The following is a 21,202-nucleotide window of genomic DNA, read 5'->3' as shown; positions in this document are numbered from 1 at the left end:
CTAATTAACGCAGTTTGAACTTGCTTACCAGTTGCTCTAGGTCATGGTTAGATTGAGAAAGCGATTCGGTCGCCCCCACCGTTTGGCGTCCACTGACCACCAAAGACTCAACAATCTCCCGAATCGACAGCATGTTACGGCTTAGTTCAGCCGCCACCGTACTTTGCTCCTCGGTTGCAGCAGCAATTTGCGTACTCAGATCGTCAATATCACTGACTGACGAACTCATCATGTTCAAACTACCGGACACTTCGGAGGTTTTATCCGCCGTGGTTTGGCATTGTTGTTTTGTTCGATCCATTGCCACTACAACGCTGTCGGTGCCTTCTAGTAGCTTGGTCAGCATATCGGAAATTTCCGTAGTACTATTTTGTGTTCTCGCTGCTAATGCGCGAACCTCATCCGCAACCACCGCAAACCCGCGACCTTGCTCCCCGGCTCGCGCCGCCTCAATCGCCGCATTTAGGGCCAGTAGATTGGTTTGTTCAGAAATCGCGCCAATCACACTCAGCACTTCACTGATTTTGTTCGCATCACGGTTCATGCTCGTGATGCTTTCCGACATTTTTTCCACATCATTGACCAAAGAAGTCACGGTTGAAACCGCGTTATTTACAATCACCAGTGATTGTTGTGCTTCTTTACTCGCCGCATCCGTAATTTGATTCGACTGGGTAACACTTTCTGCCACAGTACGCGCACTTTCACTCATCTGTGTAATGGCAGTGACGACTTGGTCCGTTTCCGAAGAGTGAGTAATCAACATCTGCTCATTCTCTTTCGCGGTATGGCTTAGCTGCTCGATGCTGCTTGAAATCACTTGTGTGGCATCGGATATTTGCAACATCATGTCTTGTAGGTTAGATGAAAATCGGTTGAAGCCCGCACTGATCTGCGCCAAGTCATCATTCCCATTCACCTCAAGCCGACGGGTGAGATCACCACTACCCTGTGCTAAATCCAGCACCGCTGCTTTTAAACGCAGTAAAGGTTTGTAGATTTGATTGATGATGAGAATGATCGCCCCAACACTGATCGCAATCAAAACAATCCCTGTGGTCACAGCATTTGTCACCGCAACGTTCACATCCGCTAGCGCCGTACCTTTATCGACAAACACCATCAAGGTCCAATACATGTCATCGGTCAGGTTTACACGTTTGTAATAACCATCAAACTCAATCCCCAAATAAGGAAAGGAGAGATGACCACTTTCTTGACGATGGAACCCTTCTTCCATTTCACGGAATGAGGGGCTAACTTGGGAAGGCGTACGGCCAATATCCGTTGGATCGTCACTGGCAAAAAACACTGCATTTTTGTCAGTCAGCGTCGCGGCACCACCAGCAAAGCGCATGTTACTCACTTGGGTGATGATATCATCCAGTTGGATATCACCCAGCAAAGCCCCAACAAATCGGCCTTGATTCACAATAGGAGTGACAGCACTGATGACTTTCTTACCCGTCACCTGATCTTGGTAAATTTCCGTTAAAAAGGAGCTACGACGACTTTTCGCCTGCTGATACCAATCTCGTTCAGTAAATTTAAATCGATCGCTGGTTATGCCCCCTTCTTTATCCAACGACATGTAAGAACGGCCATCTTCATAGGCCACAATCACATTGGTGATTTGGGCTGCTTCAGCTAATAAACGGACTTGGTTGAGGTTATCTGCATCGGAAAGCTGCGGATTAAACAGTTTCGCACCACGAGATACCGCTTCGTAGCGACTTTTTACCCAAAATTCGAGTTCAGAAACATGATAGTTGAGCTTGTTTTGTGTTTCGGTGGTTAATGAATCAATCATCTCTCGCTTAAGAGATAACATATTGATAGTACCTAGAATAACCAGCGATATGGTCACTAGAATAACCACGCTGGTATAAATTCTTGCTTTGAATCCTAGAGTCATGACTCCCCCTGCCGTTTTTCATGCATTCAATTGCGGTTCCTCTTCAGGTGGGATCGTGTCTTAGAGTAATTGAAAGAAATGACACGAGGGCCACCTAGCCAACCATTAAAACTTGGTGCATAGATTGAAGATATGCAAGATCTATCACAGAAAGTTCAAACGCTCAGGAGAACAAAGATGAATTAAAACCATGAATATCAACATAATTTTCATTCGTGAATTTTATGCGATAAAGCGTCATAGAAAGGAAAAGTACAAGAGCAGCCAGAAGCTGCTCTTGTCACCATCAATAAAGCGTTTAGTGCTTATTTTTGACTTAAATAAGGGTATTCAGCACACCCTAGTTTCGCAGAAATACGTGCCGCAGCCTGGTGCAGCTCTTGCACATACTCAACCTGCTTTTCTTCAGTAAAACGAATGGTTGGCAGTGAAACACTCATGCCAGCAACCACACGGTTAAAACGATCATAAACGGGTACAGCTAGGCAACGAAGTCCAACTTCCTGCTCTTCATTATCTTGAGCAAAACCTTGCTCTTTAACAACAGGCAACTCTTTCAACAATGAATCTACATCGCTATGTGTATTTTCGGTGGATTGAGTAAACTCTACATCAGCCAAAATTTGGCGCACTTCCTCTTCGTTACGCTCGGCAAGCAACACTTTACCAATTGCAGTCGAGTAAAGCGGATTGCGGCGTCCGATGCGAGATTGCATACGCAGGTTGTATTTAGAATCAATTTTATGGATATAAATGATTCCATCCCCATCAAGAGCACCCAAATGCAGTGCTTCCATGGTTAAATCTGAAATTCGGCGCATTTCCACATCCGCCAGTTCAACCAAGTCAACATATTCTAAGGCCGCAGCCCCTAATTCAAACAGTTTCAATGTCAGTGAGTAGTTTTCCGTTTCACCTTCTTGAGAAACATAGCCCATCGTTTTCATCGTCTGTAAAAAACGGTAAACCGTACTTTTAGACATCATCAGACGCTGTGCTAGATCACTGATACCAATATCTTTCTGAGTTGCTAGTGCTTGAAGAATACCAAAGGTTTTCATTACCGATGAAACAGATTCAGGTTGTTTATCAATTGTCATTTTTTATACCTATTACTAAATTCCGGCTTTTGACATGCTCAACTTTGCTATGACCTACCAAAAACGGCCCAAATCACCGACTTTTATTTAGTTCAAACAATTCAACTGGTTTCAATGTCAGGTGCCAATCTAAAATAATGTTCTACAAAAAAACAGACCTGAGTTCGATTTTTTTGTTTTTTTCTCGCCCGAATTAACACAATTTGTGAATTTTACGAGCTTTTGAGCACAAATTACTTCAATAACAAATTGATAGAGAACCAAAGCACAAGGCAAGTTATGCATCCAGTTATCAAAAATAACCTTAATAAATTTTCTTAAAGCACAATCGTTGGCATTTTCAGAAATCGGCTTGCGGCCTATATTCGCGTTTTTGAACAATATAGGCCGCAAGCGAAGAGGTTTAACAACTTCCCATGGCGTAGTGATAAACGGCCTCAGGTGGCAACTCGGCAATAGGAACCGCAGAGATCAATTGTTTGGTATACGCTTGCTGTGGGTTAAATATCACTTCATCCACGCTGCCTTGCTCAACAATTTTGCCATGTTGTAAGACAAGCACTCGATCGCAAAAATACTTTACTGTTGCAATATCATGAGTGATCAAAATAAACGCGGTGCCATAGATATTTTGAAACTCAATCAGCAAGTCCAAGACTTGTGAACGTAGTGATACATCCAATGCAGCAGTGGCTTCATCAGCAATGACCACTTTCGGAATCGTCACCAATGCGCGAGCAATCACGATTCGTTGCCGTTGACCACCAGAAAAGGCATGTGGATAACGGCTTGAAAATTCCGGTGGTAAACCAACCCACTTCATGATGTTACGTACTCGTTCTTCACGCTGCGTTTTATTCATTTCGGTACGCAGTTTGGTCAGTGGTTCTTCAATGATATCGAATACGGTCATTCTTGGATTCAGTGACGACCACGGATCCTGAAAAATCAAACGCATGTCAGCAAACAGAGGATCACGCACCTGTCGTTTATAACTAGCAAGCTCAATGGTAGTTTCACTCTTTCCATCGACATAAAGAATGGTGCCAGAACTCGCCGGAGACATCCCTAAGATGGCACGACCAAGTGTACTTTTTCCAGACCCTGACTCCCCCACAATACCCAGAGACTCTCCTGGATAGAGAGTAAGATCAGCATTATCAACAGCCGTCATCCAGCTCTTTTTCTGGAACATTTTGGCCGGTTTTTCAAAAGTTTTAGTGACACCCTGTAAGTCGAGAATGGGCTGATTACTCTTCTCTTCTCGCATTGCGTAAGGCACTTTGACTTTGGATGGTTTCTCTAACGCGCGAGTGGCTTTCATCAATTTCTGGGTATAAGGATGTTGCGGGTTTTCAAAGATTTGTCGAACGTCACCACATTCAACGAGTACCCCTTTCTCCATTACTGCGACACGATCTGAAATCTGTGCCACCACACCAAGATCATGAGTGATAAACAAAATCGCCATACCAATCTCTTGCTGGAGCTTGTCGAATAAGTGCAGGATTTCCGCTTGGGTGGTCACATCCAACGCAGTCGTCGGCTCATCCGCAATCAAGATATCAGGGCGAGAAGCGATCGCCATAGCAATCACAACCCGTTGGCGCTGCCCGCCTGATAACTCAAACGAATACTTATTGATGAGGCTCTCTGGCTCCGGCATTTGCACTTGGTAGAGCAGCTCAATCGCTCTTTGGTGAGCATTTTCTTTGCTGATGTTTGGCTCAACCAAGCACAACACTTCTTTAATCTGATCGCCAACCGTATGTACTGGACTTAATGCCGCCATCGGCTCTTGCGATACCAGTGAGAAATTAAAGCGGCGCAATAAACGCATTTCAGCACTGCGAGGATCGATTTGCGCGATGTCGATGGTTTCATTGGTCTCTGTGGTATAGAGAATCTTGCCTGAGTCAATTCGACCAGGTCTATCCAACAATTGCATGATCGCTGAAGAAGTCACGGATTTACCAGAGCCTGATTCACCGATCACCGAGAGCGTTTCACCACGATACAGATCAAACGATACCCCTTTCACCGCATGAAAGTGCTCGGTACTGGTTGGGAAACTCACATTCAGATCGATGACTTGTAGAATTTTATTATTCATTATTTTGCTCCCTGATCATGGTATGGGTCACAGGCATCACGCAGACCATCTCCCACAAAGTTCATTGCCAATATCACGACGACAACCGCTACTGCTGGAATGAGTAGCCAAGAGGCATCTGCCAGTGCTCGGATATTCTGTGCCTCTTGCAGTAATACACCCCAACTGACCATCGGAGCTTGCAAGCCTAAGCCCAAGAAGCTGAGCGCGGTTTCACCCAAAATCATCGCTGGGATCGCCAAAGTCACCACCGCAATGATGTGGCTGAGGAAGTTGGGCACCATGTAACGGCGGATGATCTCAAATGGGCTGTTACCATCCAGCCATGCTGCGGCAACATACTCTTCGTTACGCAGAGACATAAATCGGCTGCGTACCACACGAGCCATATCAGGCCATGACACGAGGCCAAGAATAATGGTGATGAGGAAATACTTGGTTAATGAGCTCCACTGTGCCGGTAAGGAGGCTGACAACGCCATCCACAATGGCAATGTCGGGATGGATTTCATGAATTCGATGCTGCGCTGAATAAAGTTATCAATCGCACCACCAAAGTATCCAGAAATGCCACCGATCAAGATACCCAGCACAAACGTAGTGAATACCCCCATCAGACCAACCGAGAGCGAGATTCGCGCCCCATAAATGAGGCGAGATAACAAATCACGTCCCATGCGGTCAGAACCTAAGATGAAGAACGGCTTTTTAGGATCTTTAGGAACTATGAATTTGTAGCTGAATGGAATGAATCCTAGTAGCTCATAGCTTTCTGTCTTTCCGAAGAAAGAAAAATAGGCCTTTTTATCCGGATTCAGATCGTAATATCGTTTCAAACTCCGAGGGTCAGTTTTGCTGGTATAGAGATCCAAATGAGGTGCCCAACGCCAACCCGCATCCGTTTGCTCAAACAGACTAACCGCTTGTGGTGGCGCATAAGTAAAACGACGCCAGTTATCACTTGGTTGAAACGGGGCAAAAAACTCAGCAAACAGAGCAATAAAATACACGATGACCAGAAACCACAAGCTATACCAAGCCAGCTTATGTTGGCGCATTTTTAAGCCAATTAACTGCCACTGAGTTGCTGTTGAGAGATCCAGTGCTTTCTTTTTACGGCTAAACAGGCGGCCGACCCTTTGAATCGTAGAGGTTGTCATAATTAAAACTCCTTCGCGATGCCAACTCGTACCCGAGGATCAACCCAGTACAGAAGTAAATCGGAAATTAAAGTACCAATGATGGTCAAGATGGACATGATGAGCAGAACATCACCCGCCACATACATGTCTTGGGCGCGCAGAGAGGCCAACATCAGAGGGCCCAAAGTAGGAATATTCATGACCTGACTGACGATGATGTCAGCCCCCAGTAAGGCAGGAAGCATCCAACCTATGGTTGAAACAATAGGCAGAATTGCGATGCGTACTGGGTATTTTAGGATCAGCTTCGCTTCGGTTTGCCCTTTCGCTCGCGCCGTTTTGACATACGGTTTTTTCAATTCATCGAGCAAGTTAGCGCGCATGATGCGAATAATGCCAGCCAATCCCGCAGTCCCGACAATCAATATATAAATCCAACTGCGTGAAGCGGCATCAAAGAATTTGGCCCAGGACATGGGCTGATCAAGATACGCTTCAGAATAAAGGCCAGAAACCACTGTATCGAAGCTGTAATAGCCAATCAGCAGAGCAACAATCGCGATAACAAAGTTCGGCGTTGCCATACCAATAAAACCAAAGATGGTGGCAACGTAATCCCCCACGAATATTGGCGCAATGCGGAGTACATACCGATTGGAATAGCAATTAAAAATTGGAAGAGGAACACTGCGGCCGCCAGTGACACGGTGGGCCAAATACGAGGTTCAATCGTATTCCAAACCGGTTGGTTGGTGGTCAGGGAAATACCTAAATCACCTGTCATTAAACCCAACATCCAGTAAGCGTAGCGTTCGAGCAACGGCTTATCCAAACCATACATTTCGCGCATGGTATAAATCATTTGCGGATCCACGGTTTGCCCCATCGATTGCAACTCAGCAATTTTTGATGAAGCAAAATCTCCGGGGGGAAGATCTATAACGGCGAATACAACAATCGAGACAGCGAAAAGCGTGACAAGTATCGACACCAAACGCTTACCTGCAAACAGAAAAAAACTGCTCATTACTGTTCCTTAATTACGATACGGTAAATCACTAGCAAAATGGCTCATCTTTAATCTCAAGTTTTGGCCTGTGTTACGGGCAGTAAGTCGATCAAAGATTTAGCCTCACTCAAGTTCAATTTTATTAGAACGCATTGAATTTAATTTTTAAAACGCTTTTTCATATTTTTGATGTGTAGATCATCATCCTATTTAAGAAGCGTGATCACACTCAGACAATTCATCGTGCAAATGACATGGAAATTTGCATACAAGAAACCAAAGTGATCACTGCAAGCCGAGTAAGGACAACCAACGGCAGCGGCAATCGCTTATTGAAGGCAATAAAAAACCCCATCCGAAGATGGGGCTGTCTAACGATCAAAGGGATGGGTTTACTTCGATTTCCACAGTTGGCTCATACGCATTGGCCCCGGGGTTGGGAAATTGTATGACTGAGGCATGTTTTCAGGCACGTTGTGCAGCTTATTATTCACCACAACACCGGCAGGCATGGATTCCACAGTACCAATCACATAGAAGTTATCTTTAGCAATCTGGATAATCTCTTTCATGTACCCATTTTGCTCATCCTGCGATGAGGTTTGTGTCAGTTTTTTCCACAGCTCAAGTTGGCGTTTAACATGTGCAGGTGGCTCAACTGCAAACTCATTGGTTGGCTCACTGACCCACAGGTAGTAACCCAATCCCCAGGTTGACTCAGGGCTAAAGGGCATATAGTGACGAGCATCGTCAATGATACCGACACCGCCATCACCGATGATTGGGATCATGTCGAAGTCGTTAGTCAAACGAAGGTTGGTCACATGGTTGATTTCAAGTACACGAATGTCTAAGAACACACCGACAGCTTTCCACTGGTTTTTCACCAGCTCAAGTGAATCGGCCAGTACACCTTTATCCGCTACCTTTGATATGGCTTCAATACGCAAACGTTGGCCATTTTTGAGCAAACGGTATCCTTCTTTATCACGTTTGTTCAAACCGAGTGAATCTAGGATTTTGTTCGCTTTTTCAGGATCAAATTCCGTGTATTGCGTCGCCATTTGCTCATCATAGAAAGGCGAGATTTTCAGTGGAGCGACCTGATAAGGTCCAACCGAACCAGAGAAGACGGTTTCACTGATCTCTTCGCGATCAATCGCATGAGATAGCGCAATGCGGAAATCTTTATTTTGGAACAGTTCACGCTTGAGTGGATCTTTCGTGGTTTGGTTCAGCGCAATCGCCAGTTCAGTACTGAGCGTGCTGGGGCGGAACTCGTAGGTGTAGCCCCCTTTCTTCTCATTTTCGATCAGAAGTGGGCGGTAGGATGTTTGGCCAATATTACGATGTTGGTAATCCGCTTCACCATTGGCGGCGCGTAACACCATCTCTTCCTGATCCTCACTATAGCGCCAACGAACCGCGTCTAGGTAAGGCAGTTGGTTTCCTTCGGTATCGACTTGCCAGTAGTAAGGGTTACGCTCAAACACGGCATAACTTGCGTTTGGTCCCGGAGGCGTAGTCACTTTCCATGCCGTTAACACTGGGCGATCAACGTTAGTGTAATGCTCAATAAAGTAGTGCGCTTCACACTTGGTTGCCGCATATTGGCGCCATGAGTCAAAACCTGCCGCTTTCGCATTAGCCACCGCTTTATCGTTGAACTTAGGTAAGAATTGTGAGCAGTACTGCTTAGGGAAAGCGGTATAACTTTCACTATCTACCGTCGCAAGGCTGCGGATGAACAGGCCATTGGGTTTGCTCAGCGTGATTTTGACGGTGTACGTATCAACAACTTCTGCACGCGCTGCATCATGCGTTGGTAGAGCAAGCGGGCGGTTACCTGAGTGTTCTGGATCACCCACAATTTCATTGATATAAAAAGCGATGTCTTCCGCGGTAAACGGAGAACCATCAGACCATTTCACGCCTTTGCGCAACGTGATCACATATTCTGTGTTCTCTGCGTTAGAAGTAAAACCCGTCGCCAAGTTTGGGATAACTTTTGAATAGGTGGTATCAAAGTTAAACAAGTTATCGTATGCCACCGTGCGAATACGATGTCCATTATCAACAACGGTACCGACAAGATTTAACGTACCGCCGTACTGACCAATCGACTCATTCGGTTCAACCACCAATGGGTTTTCGGGCAAACGTTGTTCAACCGCTGGCAATTTGCCTGCTTTGACTAACTCCGCTAGTTGTGGGGCTTCATTATAAGTGGCGGCCCAAGTTGAAAATGACAGCGCTGCCGCAACCGATAGTGCGATTTTGCCGAATATTGGAATAAGATTATGTTGTTTCATCAGTCACTCCCTGATGTTTTTGATTGTCCAAGTTTAAGTTAACGCTGCTTCATGCAACGCTTTTACTTCCTGCTGATACATGAACCTCTAACTCCGTAATGCCTTGGTGCGTAACCCCAGATATAGCCGGCACACAAGCGTGTGGGTAAAGGATGTTGGTATTAGGAGCACAGGGGTAACAACGGTTTTCCCCAGGACCCCGAATTAATGCCAGTTCACTAAATAATTGTTCTGACTCGATGCGTTTTGATGCAGGTTCACTGTGGGTAAACCACGCACGCCATGCGTCCACACAGTAGCCCGTCTGAATGAAAGCCAATTCACGCTGGCTTTCAATTCGATGAATTCGGATTTCTTTTCCCTCTTTCAGGGTTTGGTAAGTCGTCACATCACAACCAGTAAAAGGTGACCACTCTGAAACTAAGGTATCGCCCACTCGATATGTTCGATGGTTCGACTTCCGCCCATACCAACCATGGGTATCGGGGTGTTGTATCGCGAGAAGGTTGTCACCGATCCAACCTTGGCTGACCCAACGCAAGCTATCGATACAGAAACCATGTTGAGAGCTATAGGCGAATTTGTAGTATTTGTCCGAACACTCGCGCAATTCACTACTTCCCGGAGCATTACTGATGAGGTAACTGCCCCCATTTCGCCAAACTTGATGATGATTGTTGACCCAATAAGCCTCGGAATGAGGATTAAGAGGAATAACATCGCTTTGCCAAAACGGATGGTCATTTCCCAACGCTAATGCGTTAAACGCTTTAAAGGCCAACAATGGGGAAGCTGAGCTGGTATAAAACTCACTCATCAAAAGATTAGGGTAAGCAAAGCCCGGCATCGGCGTGCCGTTGCAATCCCAAATTGGTTGTTCTGCCCACCAATTCATCCCCTGCGTCCATAACGTGCGCCATAAAGGTAGATTGCGATGTTCAGGGAGTAATCGCGCCAATTCAGCCCAGAAAGCCAAAATCGCAAAACGGTAATTCAGTGATCGACCGTACCCTAATTGGCTACCATCGGTACCAAACCAATTCACATAAGTTTCAGCGAACAGAACCGCTTGCTTAAGTAAATTGGGAACACGAGGACATTGCGGCTTCCAGCGGCAATACATCAATGCATAAAGTTGAAAGGCGAGCGGATTGTAATAATCCATCACCGAGTCACTACCATCTTTGTACCAACCTTGTTCTAACTGCATCTGAGCAATCGCATTAAGGTCACTTTCGCACTCGCAATCTTCAATCCGAACACCCACACTCTGCAAAGCGGTGAGGATAAGCACTCGGAACCAATACCAGTTATTCGGCGGTAAAGTCAGATGCTTTACAGATAGCAGCCAGAGTGCCAAATTTTGCTGCTCAGTCGAAGAAAAGGGAGACCAATAGATTTCAGGTGCTTCCACTAAAGCCATCGCAATGGCCGACATCTCCACCACTCGTTGATCATAATCTTTGGCTTTCTGCCAATAATTGGGGGACTGAGGGTTGGTTCCCTCCATGATTTTCTGCGCCAACTGCTGATTTAGCTCTAGGCATAATGTCTTCGCCGGTACCGCCAGCCAAAGTAGACGACAGTAATATTCGATTTGAGCCGTCTGTTCAGAATAGTGTGCAGCACCATAAGCTTGTGCATCCCAGTTCACCGAGCCCGCAACAACGGCAAGCTGTAAATCCGCAATTTTCTTTGTTAAATCATTAACATTGCTGCGGCGATTAAATGGTTTAGGTTGCTGAATTAGGTCTTTCAACCGCATGCACATGCTGACTCCTGAATGACATTTGCTGCTCTATTGAATTAATTTAATCGCACAAACAAATATTTTTGAAACGCTTTTTTATATTTATGATATTTGGATCAAAACTCATCCCCATAAATCACAGTGATTAATTACCCCGATCACATTTTCATCATGAAAATTTCGTTTAATTTAAAAAGCCATTTCATTTATGGATTTCACACAATGGAACGTATCAGATACTGGTTTCTTCGATGAACACTCAATGAAAGATAGCCACCAGCAAGGACAAACATCGTGATGGAAAATAAGGCGCAGCCCCTTGCCATGAAAGGGCTACAACCAAAAAGGTTGGCGACTAACCAAGAAAATCTTGGTACTGCTGCGCTGTTTTTCCTGCCCTTAAGCATTTGCCCATCGCACGCAAATAGGGGCGAAGGTGAGTGAAAAACTGTATATAGCCGGCACAAAGATGATGTGGCGCAGTGAGCGAAAGCTCCCCTCGATCATTTAAGCGTTGTGCAGGACATGCGCCATGGCATAAATCCCATTGCGGACACCCTTGGCAATGAAGCTGGCTGCCTATGGGTTTACGTTCTGAAAAACTCTGTTGGATTGGGGTTTCAATCAGGTCGGGATAATCGTGTTCACGCAGATTACCCAGTTTGAATTCAGGAAAAACAAAGTGGTCACAACTGTACACATCGCCATTGTGTTCAACCGCCAAGTTGTCGCCGCAACGTTGGGCATGCACACAGATCGATGAAGGCAAACCGAGGCTCATGCCCAACGCATTATCAAAGTGGCTGACAAAAACTTGCCCGATATGATGCTGACGCCACTCTTCAAAGACATCAATCATAAACTGGCCAAACTGCTGAGCACTCACACTGCGTGAAGATATGCCTTCCCCCGCAATACTTTCCACCACCGGAATAAACTGAATGAACTGAGCGCCAAGCGAAACTAAATGCTGGTAAACCCTTGTCCCATGGTCTCCGTTGTGCGCTTGCACCACAGTCAGCACATTGTATTCCACTCGATAACGCTGCAAACAACGCAGCCCTTTCACTACCGATTGGTAAGTGCCTTGCCCACTGCGCGTCTTACGGAAGTGATCGTGCAGCTCTTCATCACCATCCAGACTGATGCCCACCAAAAATTGATGGTCGGCCAAAAATTGCGCCCATTCTTCATTAATGAGTACCCCATTGGTTTGTAAGGTATTCACAATGTGCATTCCCGGCCTCGCGTATTTGCGCTGTTGGGCCACCGCTTTACGATAAAAATCGATACCACGCAAAGTGGGTTCGCCACCCTGCCAGCCAAAAGTCACTTCACGACATCCTGCTGGCTGGCTTTCAATGTAGTTCCGCACATGCGCTTCTAGCAGGGCATCATCCATATCAAAGCGATTTTGTCCGGGGTAATACTGGGTTTTATCGAGATAGAAACAGTAGGCACAATCGAGATTGCACAAAGGCCCAATCGGCTTTGCCAAGATATGAAATGGCCGTTTTGCCGTTGGTTTGCGAGTAAAAATCCGTTGTTCTGACATCAATAAAAATCCAGTGTAGGCATCCGGCCCTGCAATGGCAGGACAAATTATCTTCCCAATCGATTTTATCCATTTTTATCAAAACATCTTTTCATTTTTTCTTTAGGTAGCGATTTGATCACAAATTCGAAATGGCGTTCCATTATAGAATTTTGCTCTAAACAACTCTGCCCGATTGGGATCAATGAAAAAACCAAACTTACTTTATGTGTTTCCCGATCAGTGGCGCGTGATGGCGTTGAGTATTTGGCAACACGCCGCTTACCGCCCCTTTTGCTCTGGCGAGCCAGATCCCGTTTTCACTCCGGTGTTGGACAATTTTATTCAGCAAGCCACCTTGCTGACTCATGCTGTCAGCAATTGCCCACTATGCAGCCCTCATCGTGGTAGTTTGTTCACCGGGCAATATCCTAATAGAAGTGGCGTTCCACTGAACTGCCACTCTTTACGCCCCATCTCAAATTTGCCGACTGAGGCAGAATGCTTTACGGATGTACTCTCACATGCGGGTTATCACATTGGTTACATCGGTAAATGGCATCTCGATTACCCAACTCCCAATGCGCCTGATAAGCCGGGCTGCTATGTAGAAGAACAGTTCCCGGTTTGGGATTCCTATACCGAGCCAGAACGCCGACACCGCATTGATTACTGGTATGGCTACGGCACTTTTGATGAGCATCGCAATCCCCACTATTACGACACGCAGGGTCAACGCCATCAGCCCAAAACATGGTCGGCCGAGCATGAGGCGGATAAAGCGATCGCGTATCTACTTAATCAGCATGGCGAGCGGGATGCACAGAAGCCCTTCGCGCTTTTTGTGTCCATGAATCCGCCACACAGCCCGTATAACAGTGTTGATGATTGCCGCGAGAGTGACCTCGCTTTATATCAGGCTGCCAGCAATCAGGAACTGTTGGTCCGCCAAAATGCCGATGCTTCAACCAGCAAGGCCGACAGTGCGCGTTACTATTTCGCCAACATCAGCGGTGTGGATAAAGAAATTGGGCGCATTTTTCAGGCACTCGAAGAGATCGGCGAATGGGACAATACCGTGGTCGTGTTTACCAGTGATCACGGTGAAACCTTGTGTAGCCACAGCCTCAGCGATGCGAAAAACGTCATTTACGATGAAGCACTACGCGTGCCTTTTGTGATTAAAACAGGCCACCAGCAGCAATCGACCATCAGCCAAACCTTGCTCAGCAGCCCTGATATTATGCCGACCATCTTGGGCTTACTTGGCGTTACGATGGCGGATCCTCTTTCGATAGATGGTCGCGATCTCTCTTGCGTGATTAACCAACCACTCGCTCATCCTGCTTCACCAGACTGCGCACTTTATTTACGCAATCAAGATGGGGAGAAAAACGCCTTAGGCGAAGTGATTGCCTATTTCCCGCAGAGTCGCGGCATCCGAACCCATAGCTACACACTGGCATTGGAAATCAACCGTCAAGCAGAGCTTATCGCCACCCAGTTGTTCGATAACCAAACAGATCCGTACCAGTTAACTAATTTACCCTTTGAGCCTCAGGATTCATTCGTCAAACCACTCCTACAACTGATGGCCGAAGAACTGCACCGAATTCAGGATCCTTGGGCAGAACAAGGCATTTTGGCCTCACTCCTGCCCTATCCAGTTCAATCAATGAAGGATAATTCATGAGTAATACCCAACCCAATGTCATTATTCTGTATGCCGACGATTTAGGTTTTGGCGACTTAAGTTGCTATGGCGCGAATCACATTCCAACCCCGAATTTGGATCAACTCGCCGCAGAGGGGCTGAAGTTTGATCAAGCCTACGCCACTGCCGCAACCTGTACGCCTTCTCGCTACAGTTTATTGACGGGCAGTTACCCTTGGCGCAATCCTGATGCTGCGGTGTTACCCGGTGATGCCGCGCAAATCATTACCAGTGACGATGCTACTTTAGCCAATTTGTTCCAAGAACACGGCTATGCCACTGGCATTGTTGGCAAATGGCATCTTGGCTTAGGCAATGGGGAATTGGATTTTAATCAGGAGATCCAAGGTACACCGAATGATGTTGGTTTTGATCACTCCTTTATTATGGCGGCCACCAACGACCGCGTGCCTTGTGTTTATATCCATAACCGCCAAGTCGCGAATCTCGACCCCAACGACCCTATCGAAGTCACCTATGATTGGGATAAAGCCTTTCCTGAGGTACCCAATGGTCGCCAAAACCCAGAATTGCTGGACGTCATGTACGATCACGGCCATGACGGCACCATCATCAATGGCATTAGCCGTATCGGCCATATGCGGGGTGGTAAATCGGCGTTATGGAATGATGAAACCATGGGAGAAGTCTTTGCGGATAAGGCCATATCCTTTATTGAGCAACATCAGCAACAGCCCTTCTTCTTGTATTACGCGCTTCATCAGCCGCACGTTCCTCGTATTCCTAACCCTAAATTTCGTGGCGTGACCCCACATGGTGTGCGTGGTGATGTGATTGTTGAAATGGATTGGTGTATCGGCAAAGTCCTCAAAAAAATCGATGAACTTGGACTCAAAGACAACACCTTAGTGATCTTCTCTAGCGATAACGGCCCCGTACTTAACGATGGATACAAAGATCAAGCCATTGAACTCAATGGACAACATCGTATGGCGGGACCGTTACGAGGCGGGAAATACAGCTTATTTGAGGGCGGAACACGGGTTCCCTTTATCGTCCGTTGGCCGAAGCAAATCGCTTCTGGTCAAAGCTCCGCGCTTTTTAATCAGGTCGACCTATACCATAGCTTCGCTCAGTTGCTCAACCGCCCGTTGACCCAAACAGAAGCCCCCGATAGCCAACCTTTACTCGACACCCTGTTAGGTAAAGATCCTATCGGGCGAAGTGACATGGTGCTAGAAGGTATGCAGTACAAAAAAGTGTTCCGAAACCAACGTTATGCTTATATTCCCGCACACGATGATGACTTTGTTTGCCAATACACGGGGAACGAGAAAGGTAACCAATCTTCACCTCAACTTTATGATTTAAAGGATGACGTTGGACAGATCACCAACTTGGCAGAACAAATGCCCGACTTGGTTCAGGAGTTAGAACAAGCGCTTAACCAAGCCATTCAGCAACCTAAAACTCGCTAAACAGAATGGGCTGTTCATGAATGAACAGCCCTCTCATCCATACAGAGTCGTGTTATCGACTTCACATTCTGCTTTGAAAATTTTCAGAATATTTGGGTTAGATAATTTGTAATGTCACACTCAAAGACTTATTTCACAGAATAAACTTTCTGATGACTCCTAGTTTGTGATAGTTGTTGCCCAACAAGATCTGTAAACCGAATAAGTAGCCAGACACCGCTTACAGTTAAGTTGGTAGTCACTCCTCACTTCATCTGTTCCATTATCAATAGGTCGCTTAAATGCCTAGAAAACTGGCCGAAACCGCAGCATCATTGCTGCAACTTGAACATATCGGGATAAGCCAATACGATGTTTCCCAGCTCCTATGCCAGCATTTAAGTACGTTATTACCGATAGCAGGCGCTCAAATCTGTCACCCCGCTGCACTCACTCTTTGTGCTTTACATGAAGGCTCTTGTTTAATGGAGTCTGACTTTGTCGACACACTCGATAGCACTTGGTGGCAATGGCTTTCCACACTCAGAAGAGATGCTGGATTTGTCCTTATTCCACACTCGTTATTAATTGAGCAAAGGACGAGTTTGGTGTGCCGTCTTTCTTTTGAGGAAGAGCATTCCACCGTACTGATTTTATTGCTAGAAGATGAACAACATTTTCGAGCTTATGCCGATGAATGGCATATGCTTTCCACCGTTTTACAACAATTCTGGCTAACTCAATATATAAAACTGACTGCGGCAGAGAAGCGTCGTGCCGTTGATCACCAATATGGCCTAATTCTCAATAAACTACAGACACAGACTCGCCGTCACCAAGCCATGAGTAAAGTCGCACTCGGCGTCGCCGAACTGACGGCTGCCCGAACCGAATTCGATCTATTAAAACAGAGTGTTAAGTTGTTACGTGAAGATTTGGGATTAGATCGTGTCGGTACTTTTCTAATTGATCATAAGGTGGGCCGCTACCACGGAGTGTTTGGAACCGATGACCAAGGCCAGTATCGCGATGAATCTGATGATTACTATCCTTACACTCAACTAGACCCTCGATTTTTAAGCGTATTAAGCCAACCAGATAATTGGTTTCATTTAGTGTCAGATATTACGCTTTATCATCAACACCAACCGATTGGGCATGGGTGGAATGCGATGGTGGTACTACGCAACGAATCTCAAGAGCCTCTTGGCTGGATTGCCATGGATAATTTACTCACCCAAAAACCTTTTGATTTCGATATTCAAGAGGCATTAGAAGTCTTTGCTAAAACGGCTTCACGGATCCTCGTTGAAATTCGCCATAACAACCGAGTTAGAATGATTAGCCAAGCACTCCAGTTGATGTCTCAAGCAAGAAATTCGCTGGAGATCTGCCAACAAGCTGTCGAATTCTCAGTGTCTAAACTTGATATTGATCGCATTGGTATTTTTCTTCCTAGCGATTCTGAGCCGGATAAACTGCAAGGCACTTATGGCGTGGATACCGATGGCGTGATCCGTAACGAAAGTTATTTTTCTATGCCTTATCCTGAATCGCCTTTATTTAATCAGGCCTATGCCACTCCGAATACGCTGATCATGCTCAATGATGTTCCGCTGTGGCATGACAGAAAAATGGTTGGCCATGGCTGGAATGCCGCGATTGCACTTTCAGTTGATAACCAATTGATGGCGCTAATCTGTGCCGATAATTTACTGCGACAACGCCTACTTTCCTCGCATCAACATGAATTAATTCAGTTATTCACTCGTAACTTTGGCGAAATGCTGGCAAGGCTTCGAGGACAAGAAAAGCTCGAAAGATTAAACAAAACTCTCGAAGAACGCATCACAGCTCGAACTAACGAGCTACAAAGCGTCAACCATAAGCTAGCACTCGCAGCTCGTACCGATAGTTTAACTCAACTCTATAATCGACGAGCCTATGAAGAATTCATTCAAGAATATTGGCAAATCTACCAAAAACAACAACCTATCACACTTGCAGTGTTAGATTTAGATGGATTTAAACAGGTCAATGATCAACTAGGACATCAGGCGGGAGATGAACTGCTCAAACAGTTCGCTAATCTTTTGCAAGCCACATTCCAGCGATCTGGTGATCGTATCTGCCGTCTCGGAGGAGATGAATTTGCCGTCATCATGTGTGGTGCTGATCAACAAACACATCACCATTTATTAAATCAATTGATCGCTAAGTTCGCTCAAGAAACAGCGCAACAGTTTAACGGTCTTTCAGTGTCTATCGGATCTGCCACTGTGATCCCCAATCTCGATATGAACACCGATGGCTTTTTCAGCCTTGCTGATCGAGCACTTTATCAAGCGAAAGCCAATGGCAAACAGCAGTTGGTCATTTATCCCACACCTTGATCAGAAAGCAAACAGGGCTTACTCACACGTGCTGCATTCACGCAGGCCTAATAGAGTAAGCCCTAGGAAGGATCGAATTATGGTTGAATCACCAATTGAGGGGCTAGCCCACTCTCTTTGCTAGAGAAATTCACATCCGATTTCTGATGTGCGGCACCTTTATTCTCTAAAAGCAAAGACAACTCACCTTGCACTATAAGATTCGAGACATCTATCTCTATCCACTCATTCACTTGAGAAGGTGAGATCGTCACCGTCGTACCTTGTTGTTCAATCGGCGGCAGGGTGCTCCAAGTTAGGCTGTTTTCTTGCCATGCACTGGATTTTAAACGAGATACTGTGATCGCTCGGGATGCGGCGGTATTGACGTTTTTCACATGCAGTCTCAACACCGCTTGTGAATGGGAGGACAGCGCCTGTTGACTCAAGTCGAACTTTAGAACCGTTTTACGGTTATAGCCCGTAATATCGCTTTTTACGACTAAGTAACTGTTGGTTCCAAAGCTTTGGTTGGCGTATTGCCCATCACGCACAAAAACATCAGCATTGGCACTCATCGTCACCGGTGGAATAACCGGTACGGCGTTGAATTCAACCACCACCCCTTTACCAAGCAAACGGGGCTCTTTAGCGGTGACGACTGTCGCTGCCCAAACCGTGGAGCCCTCTTCCACTTTTAACTGTACTTGATCACCGATTCCAGGCGTTGCCAACGTGACTTGAGGTGTCGCTTGAGATTCATCAATCACCAACACACTTGGCTTATTCACAGTGACGGTTTTACCACTCGGCAATTGCAGCATTCCCGCTTGGTGGAACACAATGCCACTCACCTGCTTGCTCACATGCGTTACCGCTTGTATCTGTGGCGTGTTCGATAGAACGCTAACCGGCACTGAGGCTGCGTAGTTGGCCACCGCTTGCGCATCACGATTCGGTACCACTATGTACTGATAAGAGGCGTTTGTTGGCTGCCAACTATGGCCTATACGTAGCATGAAAACATCGGCTGAAACGGGGGCATCCGGTTGACCTGTGTTGATGTTTCTCCAGTTACCATTTTGGGTTTGATTATCCATATGCCCATACCAATTGGCTGGGAAAACATAACCAATACCATCATGGTGAACCCAAGAAGCATTTACTAACTGACGGCTGCCTTTGCTATATACTTGTCCATCCACAGTAACAGGCCCATTCAAGCGTGTTTGGTTAACTGTGGTATTCACATATTCTGCTCGGGTAGATTGAATGCCAGCCCCCAAGGCCACCAACTCATCATCAAAACTAAACCACGCTTTTTTTGCTTTGGTTTGGTAAGCATCCATATCCATGACAGCAACACCATTACGCCCATCCGACACGCTGCCAACAAATTGAGTTTGCATTTCGATGCGTCCCCAGTCTGCGGGTTTAATCGCAAATTGTGGTGCCGTTGTGCCCGGCACTAAAGCCCAGTTCCACACAGGGAAGATGCCATGATATTCATCGCCTCTTTGCATGATGAAAGTGCTACCAAAACCGATCCAGTTACCGAGTAGATTCTCACCGTTCCCAGCTTCCGTAGGTTTGATTCGCTTAGAATTCATCTTGATGCCAATGAAGTGGCCAGTACCGACTTTGCTGGCATAGTCTGAACGGTAAAAAGAGCGAAATCCTGCGATGCTTTCCGGCGCACCATTCACATGTTGTTTAAACTGCTGCGCTTCAGCCGCGCGTTCAGGAGCCAACGCAGCAACGTAATCTGCTTGCCGTAGAATAGGCCCGAGGTTTGCCTTATCTACTCGGCTTAAGCCACGGCCTCGCGCATTATAATCCAACGTGCCATGCCGGCTCATCCAACGGACACCGTCTAGAAAGTAATCCGCGACGAGACGATTTTTATCTGGCGCAAAATGCCACTGCAAATCGCGGACTTGGTAAGCCCAATATGAAGCAGCATCAAAGAAAACATCACCATACCCGCCGTTATAAAGTTGGGCACCGTGTTGCTGGAAGGAGAAATCCGCTTGCACACCTTCCGCTTCAGTGATCACTATGGTTTCTTCAATGCCACCTAACCCACGTTTCACTTGCGCTGAATCGCTACCGAGCAAACCGCCATAAATCACCCCTTTTGAAATATCCGTGCGGTTAGCGCCGGTTTTGTAAGGCTCTGTCGGCATGTCTGAGCGTATCGAAGTGCTCAAATCACTGGGTAACTGATCACCAAGCAAAAAGGCGATTGGGCCGAGATAAATCTGTTTACCAATTTCATTCCACCACCAGTTACTGTTGGTACGGTCAGCGCTGTACCAGTGATAAAGACCCGCGATGGCGCCTGCCGCAAAAGTGGGATCATTGGAAAGGTAATATTGGGCAGCCAACGCACGCACACGAGTCAAGTGCTCACGAATAGGCGCTTCTTGAGTTGGAATCGCCGCGTAGTCAATATCCGCCCAATGACCATCCGTTTGCTGATTAGCCAGATATTGCGCTGCGAGTGTAGACAGTGGTTGCCCAAGACCTTGAGCCGCTTCAACGGCAACCTGAGCAAAATCAGGTGCAATACGCTGCGTGAGGGTTTGAATGTCGTCGGCCAATGCTGATTGACAGATCATATAGGGTGCCAGTAGCCACCACTTTGTCTTCAGTTTATTGATCATCATGGTTTGTTCTCTTTGTAGGGGATTTCATTTGTTATTAGGAGAAACCAAACTTGACGTTGTCGTAAAACTTTCGCGAACACTGGCGTCATTGCCAATGTTGGCACTGTGTTTCACTTTACTGATTGCTTAAGCAATTCTATTTGGAACAGTAACA

11 protein-coding genes and 1 pseudogene are annotated in these 21,202 nt (G+C 46.2%); 3 read left to right on the top strand and 9 right to left on the bottom strand.

Annotation, left to right across the window (positions count from 1 at the left end):
- Positions 1-4: 4 nt before the first annotated feature.
- The 8 genes and pseudogenes from EPB59_RS17885 to EPB59_RS17850 all read right to left on the bottom strand — a co-directional run bounded on the left by EPB59_RS17885 (position 5) and on the right by EPB59_RS17850 (position 12,896).
- The gene (locus EPB59_RS17885) at positions 5-1,915 is read right to left on the bottom strand and encodes a methyl-accepting chemotaxis protein (RefSeq protein WP_154174164.1); all 1,911 of its coding nucleotides are present in this window, start codon (positions 1,913-1,915) and stop codon (positions 5-7) included.
- A gap of 305 nt (positions 1,916-2,220) precedes the next feature.
- Positions 2,221-3,015, bottom strand: coding sequence for a DNA-binding transcriptional regulator KdgR (kdgR, locus tag EPB59_RS17880; protein ID WP_000151010.1), 795 nt, complete (start codon positions 3,013-3,015; stop codon positions 2,221-2,223).
- A gap of 403 nt (positions 3,016-3,418) precedes the next feature.
- Positions 3,419-5,128, bottom strand: a complete 1,710-nt coding sequence (locus EPB59_RS17875; RefSeq protein ID WP_154174162.1) for a dipeptide ABC transporter ATP-binding protein — start codon at positions 5,126-5,128, stop codon at positions 3,419-3,421.
- Entirely contained in the window at positions 5,128-6,288 is a 1,161-nt protein-coding gene (locus tag EPB59_RS17870) for an ABC transporter permease (protein ID WP_055050409.1), read from the bottom strand. The genes EPB59_RS17875 and EPB59_RS17870 overlap by 1 nt, the downstream gene beginning before the upstream one ends.
- A gap of 2 nt (positions 6,289-6,290) precedes the next feature.
- Positions 6,291-7,297 (bottom strand): annotated as a pseudogene (locus EPB59_RS18935) (ABC transporter permease).
- Between the two features lie 374 nt (positions 7,298-7,671).
- Positions 7,672-9,591 carry an ABC transporter substrate-binding protein gene (locus EPB59_RS17860; RefSeq protein WP_055050408.1) on the bottom strand — a complete coding sequence of 640 codons (1,920 nt, stop codon included), beginning with the start codon at positions 9,589-9,591 and terminating at the stop codon, positions 7,672-7,674.
- A 49-nt stretch (positions 9,592-9,640) separates the two neighbouring features.
- On the bottom strand, positions 9,641-11,362 hold the full coding sequence (locus tag EPB59_RS17855; protein WP_154174160.1) for a DUF2264 domain-containing protein: 1,722 nt from the start codon (positions 11,360-11,362) through the stop codon (positions 9,641-9,643).
- 334 nt (positions 11,363-11,696) lie between these two features.
- Complete coding sequence (locus EPB59_RS17850) at positions 11,697-12,896, bottom strand: anaerobic sulfatase maturase (protein ID WP_154174158.1); 1,200 nt, start codon at positions 12,894-12,896, stop codon at positions 11,697-11,699.
- Positions 12,897-13,080: 184 nt separating this feature from the next.
- On the opposite strand from EPB59_RS17850, the gene EPB59_RS17845 reads away from it, so the two are divergent.
- From EPB59_RS17845 to EPB59_RS17835, 3 genes are all read left to right on the top strand, one after another.
- A complete protein-coding gene (locus EPB59_RS17845) occupies positions 13,081-14,568 on the top strand; it encodes a sulfatase family protein (protein ID WP_154174156.1) in 1,488 nt (495 codons plus the stop codon).
- Entirely contained in the window at positions 14,565-16,028 is a 1,464-nt protein-coding gene (locus EPB59_RS17840) for a sulfatase family protein (RefSeq protein WP_154174154.1), read from the top strand. Before EPB59_RS17845 ends, EPB59_RS17840 begins: the two co-directional genes overlap by 4 nt.
- A gap of 281 nt (positions 16,029-16,309) precedes the next feature.
- Entirely contained in the window at positions 16,310-18,400 is a 2,091-nt protein-coding gene (locus EPB59_RS17835) for a sensor domain-containing diguanylate cyclase (protein WP_142727316.1), read from the top strand.
- Between the two features lie 77 nt (positions 18,401-18,477).
- Here EPB59_RS17835 and EPB59_RS17830 read toward each other — a convergent pair whose 3' ends face one another.
- Positions 18,478-21,048: a polysaccharide lyase family 8 super-sandwich domain-containing protein gene (locus tag EPB59_RS17830; protein ID WP_154174152.1), complete on the bottom strand. Its 2,571-nt coding sequence runs from the start codon at positions 21,046-21,048 to the stop codon at positions 18,478-18,480.
- Positions 21,049-21,202: the final 154 nt, after the last annotated feature.

Source organism: Vibrio metoecus, assembly GCF_009665255.1.
Lineage (GTDB): Bacteria > Pseudomonadota > Gammaproteobacteria > Enterobacterales > Vibrionaceae > Vibrio > Vibrio metoecus_B.
The sequence above is the reverse complement of the archived record's forward strand: the minus strand, read 5'-3'. Positions and strand labels throughout refer to the sequence as shown.

Coding starts and splice junctions, on each gene's coding strand:
- EPB59_RS17885 (WP_154174164.1), bottom strand. CDS start 1,915: ATGACTCTAGGATTCAAAGCAAGAATTTATACCAGCGTGGTTATTCTA.
- kdgR (WP_000151010.1), bottom strand. CDS start 3,015: ATGACAATTGATAAACAACCTGAATCTGTTTCATCGGTAATGAAAACC.
- EPB59_RS17875 (WP_154174162.1), bottom strand. CDS start 5,128: ATGAATAATAAAATTCTACAAGTCATCGATCTGAATGTGAGTTTCCCA.
- EPB59_RS17870 (WP_055050409.1), bottom strand. CDS start 6,288: ATGACAACCTCTACGATTCAAAGGGTCGGCCGCCTGTTTAGCCGTAAA.
- EPB59_RS17860 (WP_055050408.1), bottom strand. CDS start 9,591: ATGAAACAACATAATCTTATTCCAATATTCGGCAAAATCGCACTATCG.
- EPB59_RS17855 (WP_154174160.1), bottom strand. CDS start 11,362: ATGTGCATGCGGTTGAAAGACCTAATTCAGCAACCTAAACCATTTAAT.
- EPB59_RS17850 (WP_154174158.1), bottom strand. CDS start 12,896: ATGTCAGAACAACGGATTTTTACTCGCAAACCAACGGCAAAACGGCCA.
- EPB59_RS17845 (WP_154174156.1), top strand. CDS start 13,081: ATGAAAAAACCAAACTTACTTTATGTGTTTCCCGATCAGTGGCGCGTG.
- EPB59_RS17840 (WP_154174154.1), top strand. CDS start 14,565: ATGAGTAATACCCAACCCAATGTCATTATTCTGTATGCCGACGATTTA.
- EPB59_RS17835 (WP_142727316.1), top strand. CDS start 16,310: ATGCCTAGAAAACTGGCCGAAACCGCAGCATCATTGCTGCAACTTGAA.
- EPB59_RS17830 (WP_154174152.1), bottom strand. CDS start 21,048: ATGATGATCAATAAACTGAAGACAAAGTGGTGGCTACTGGCACCCTAT.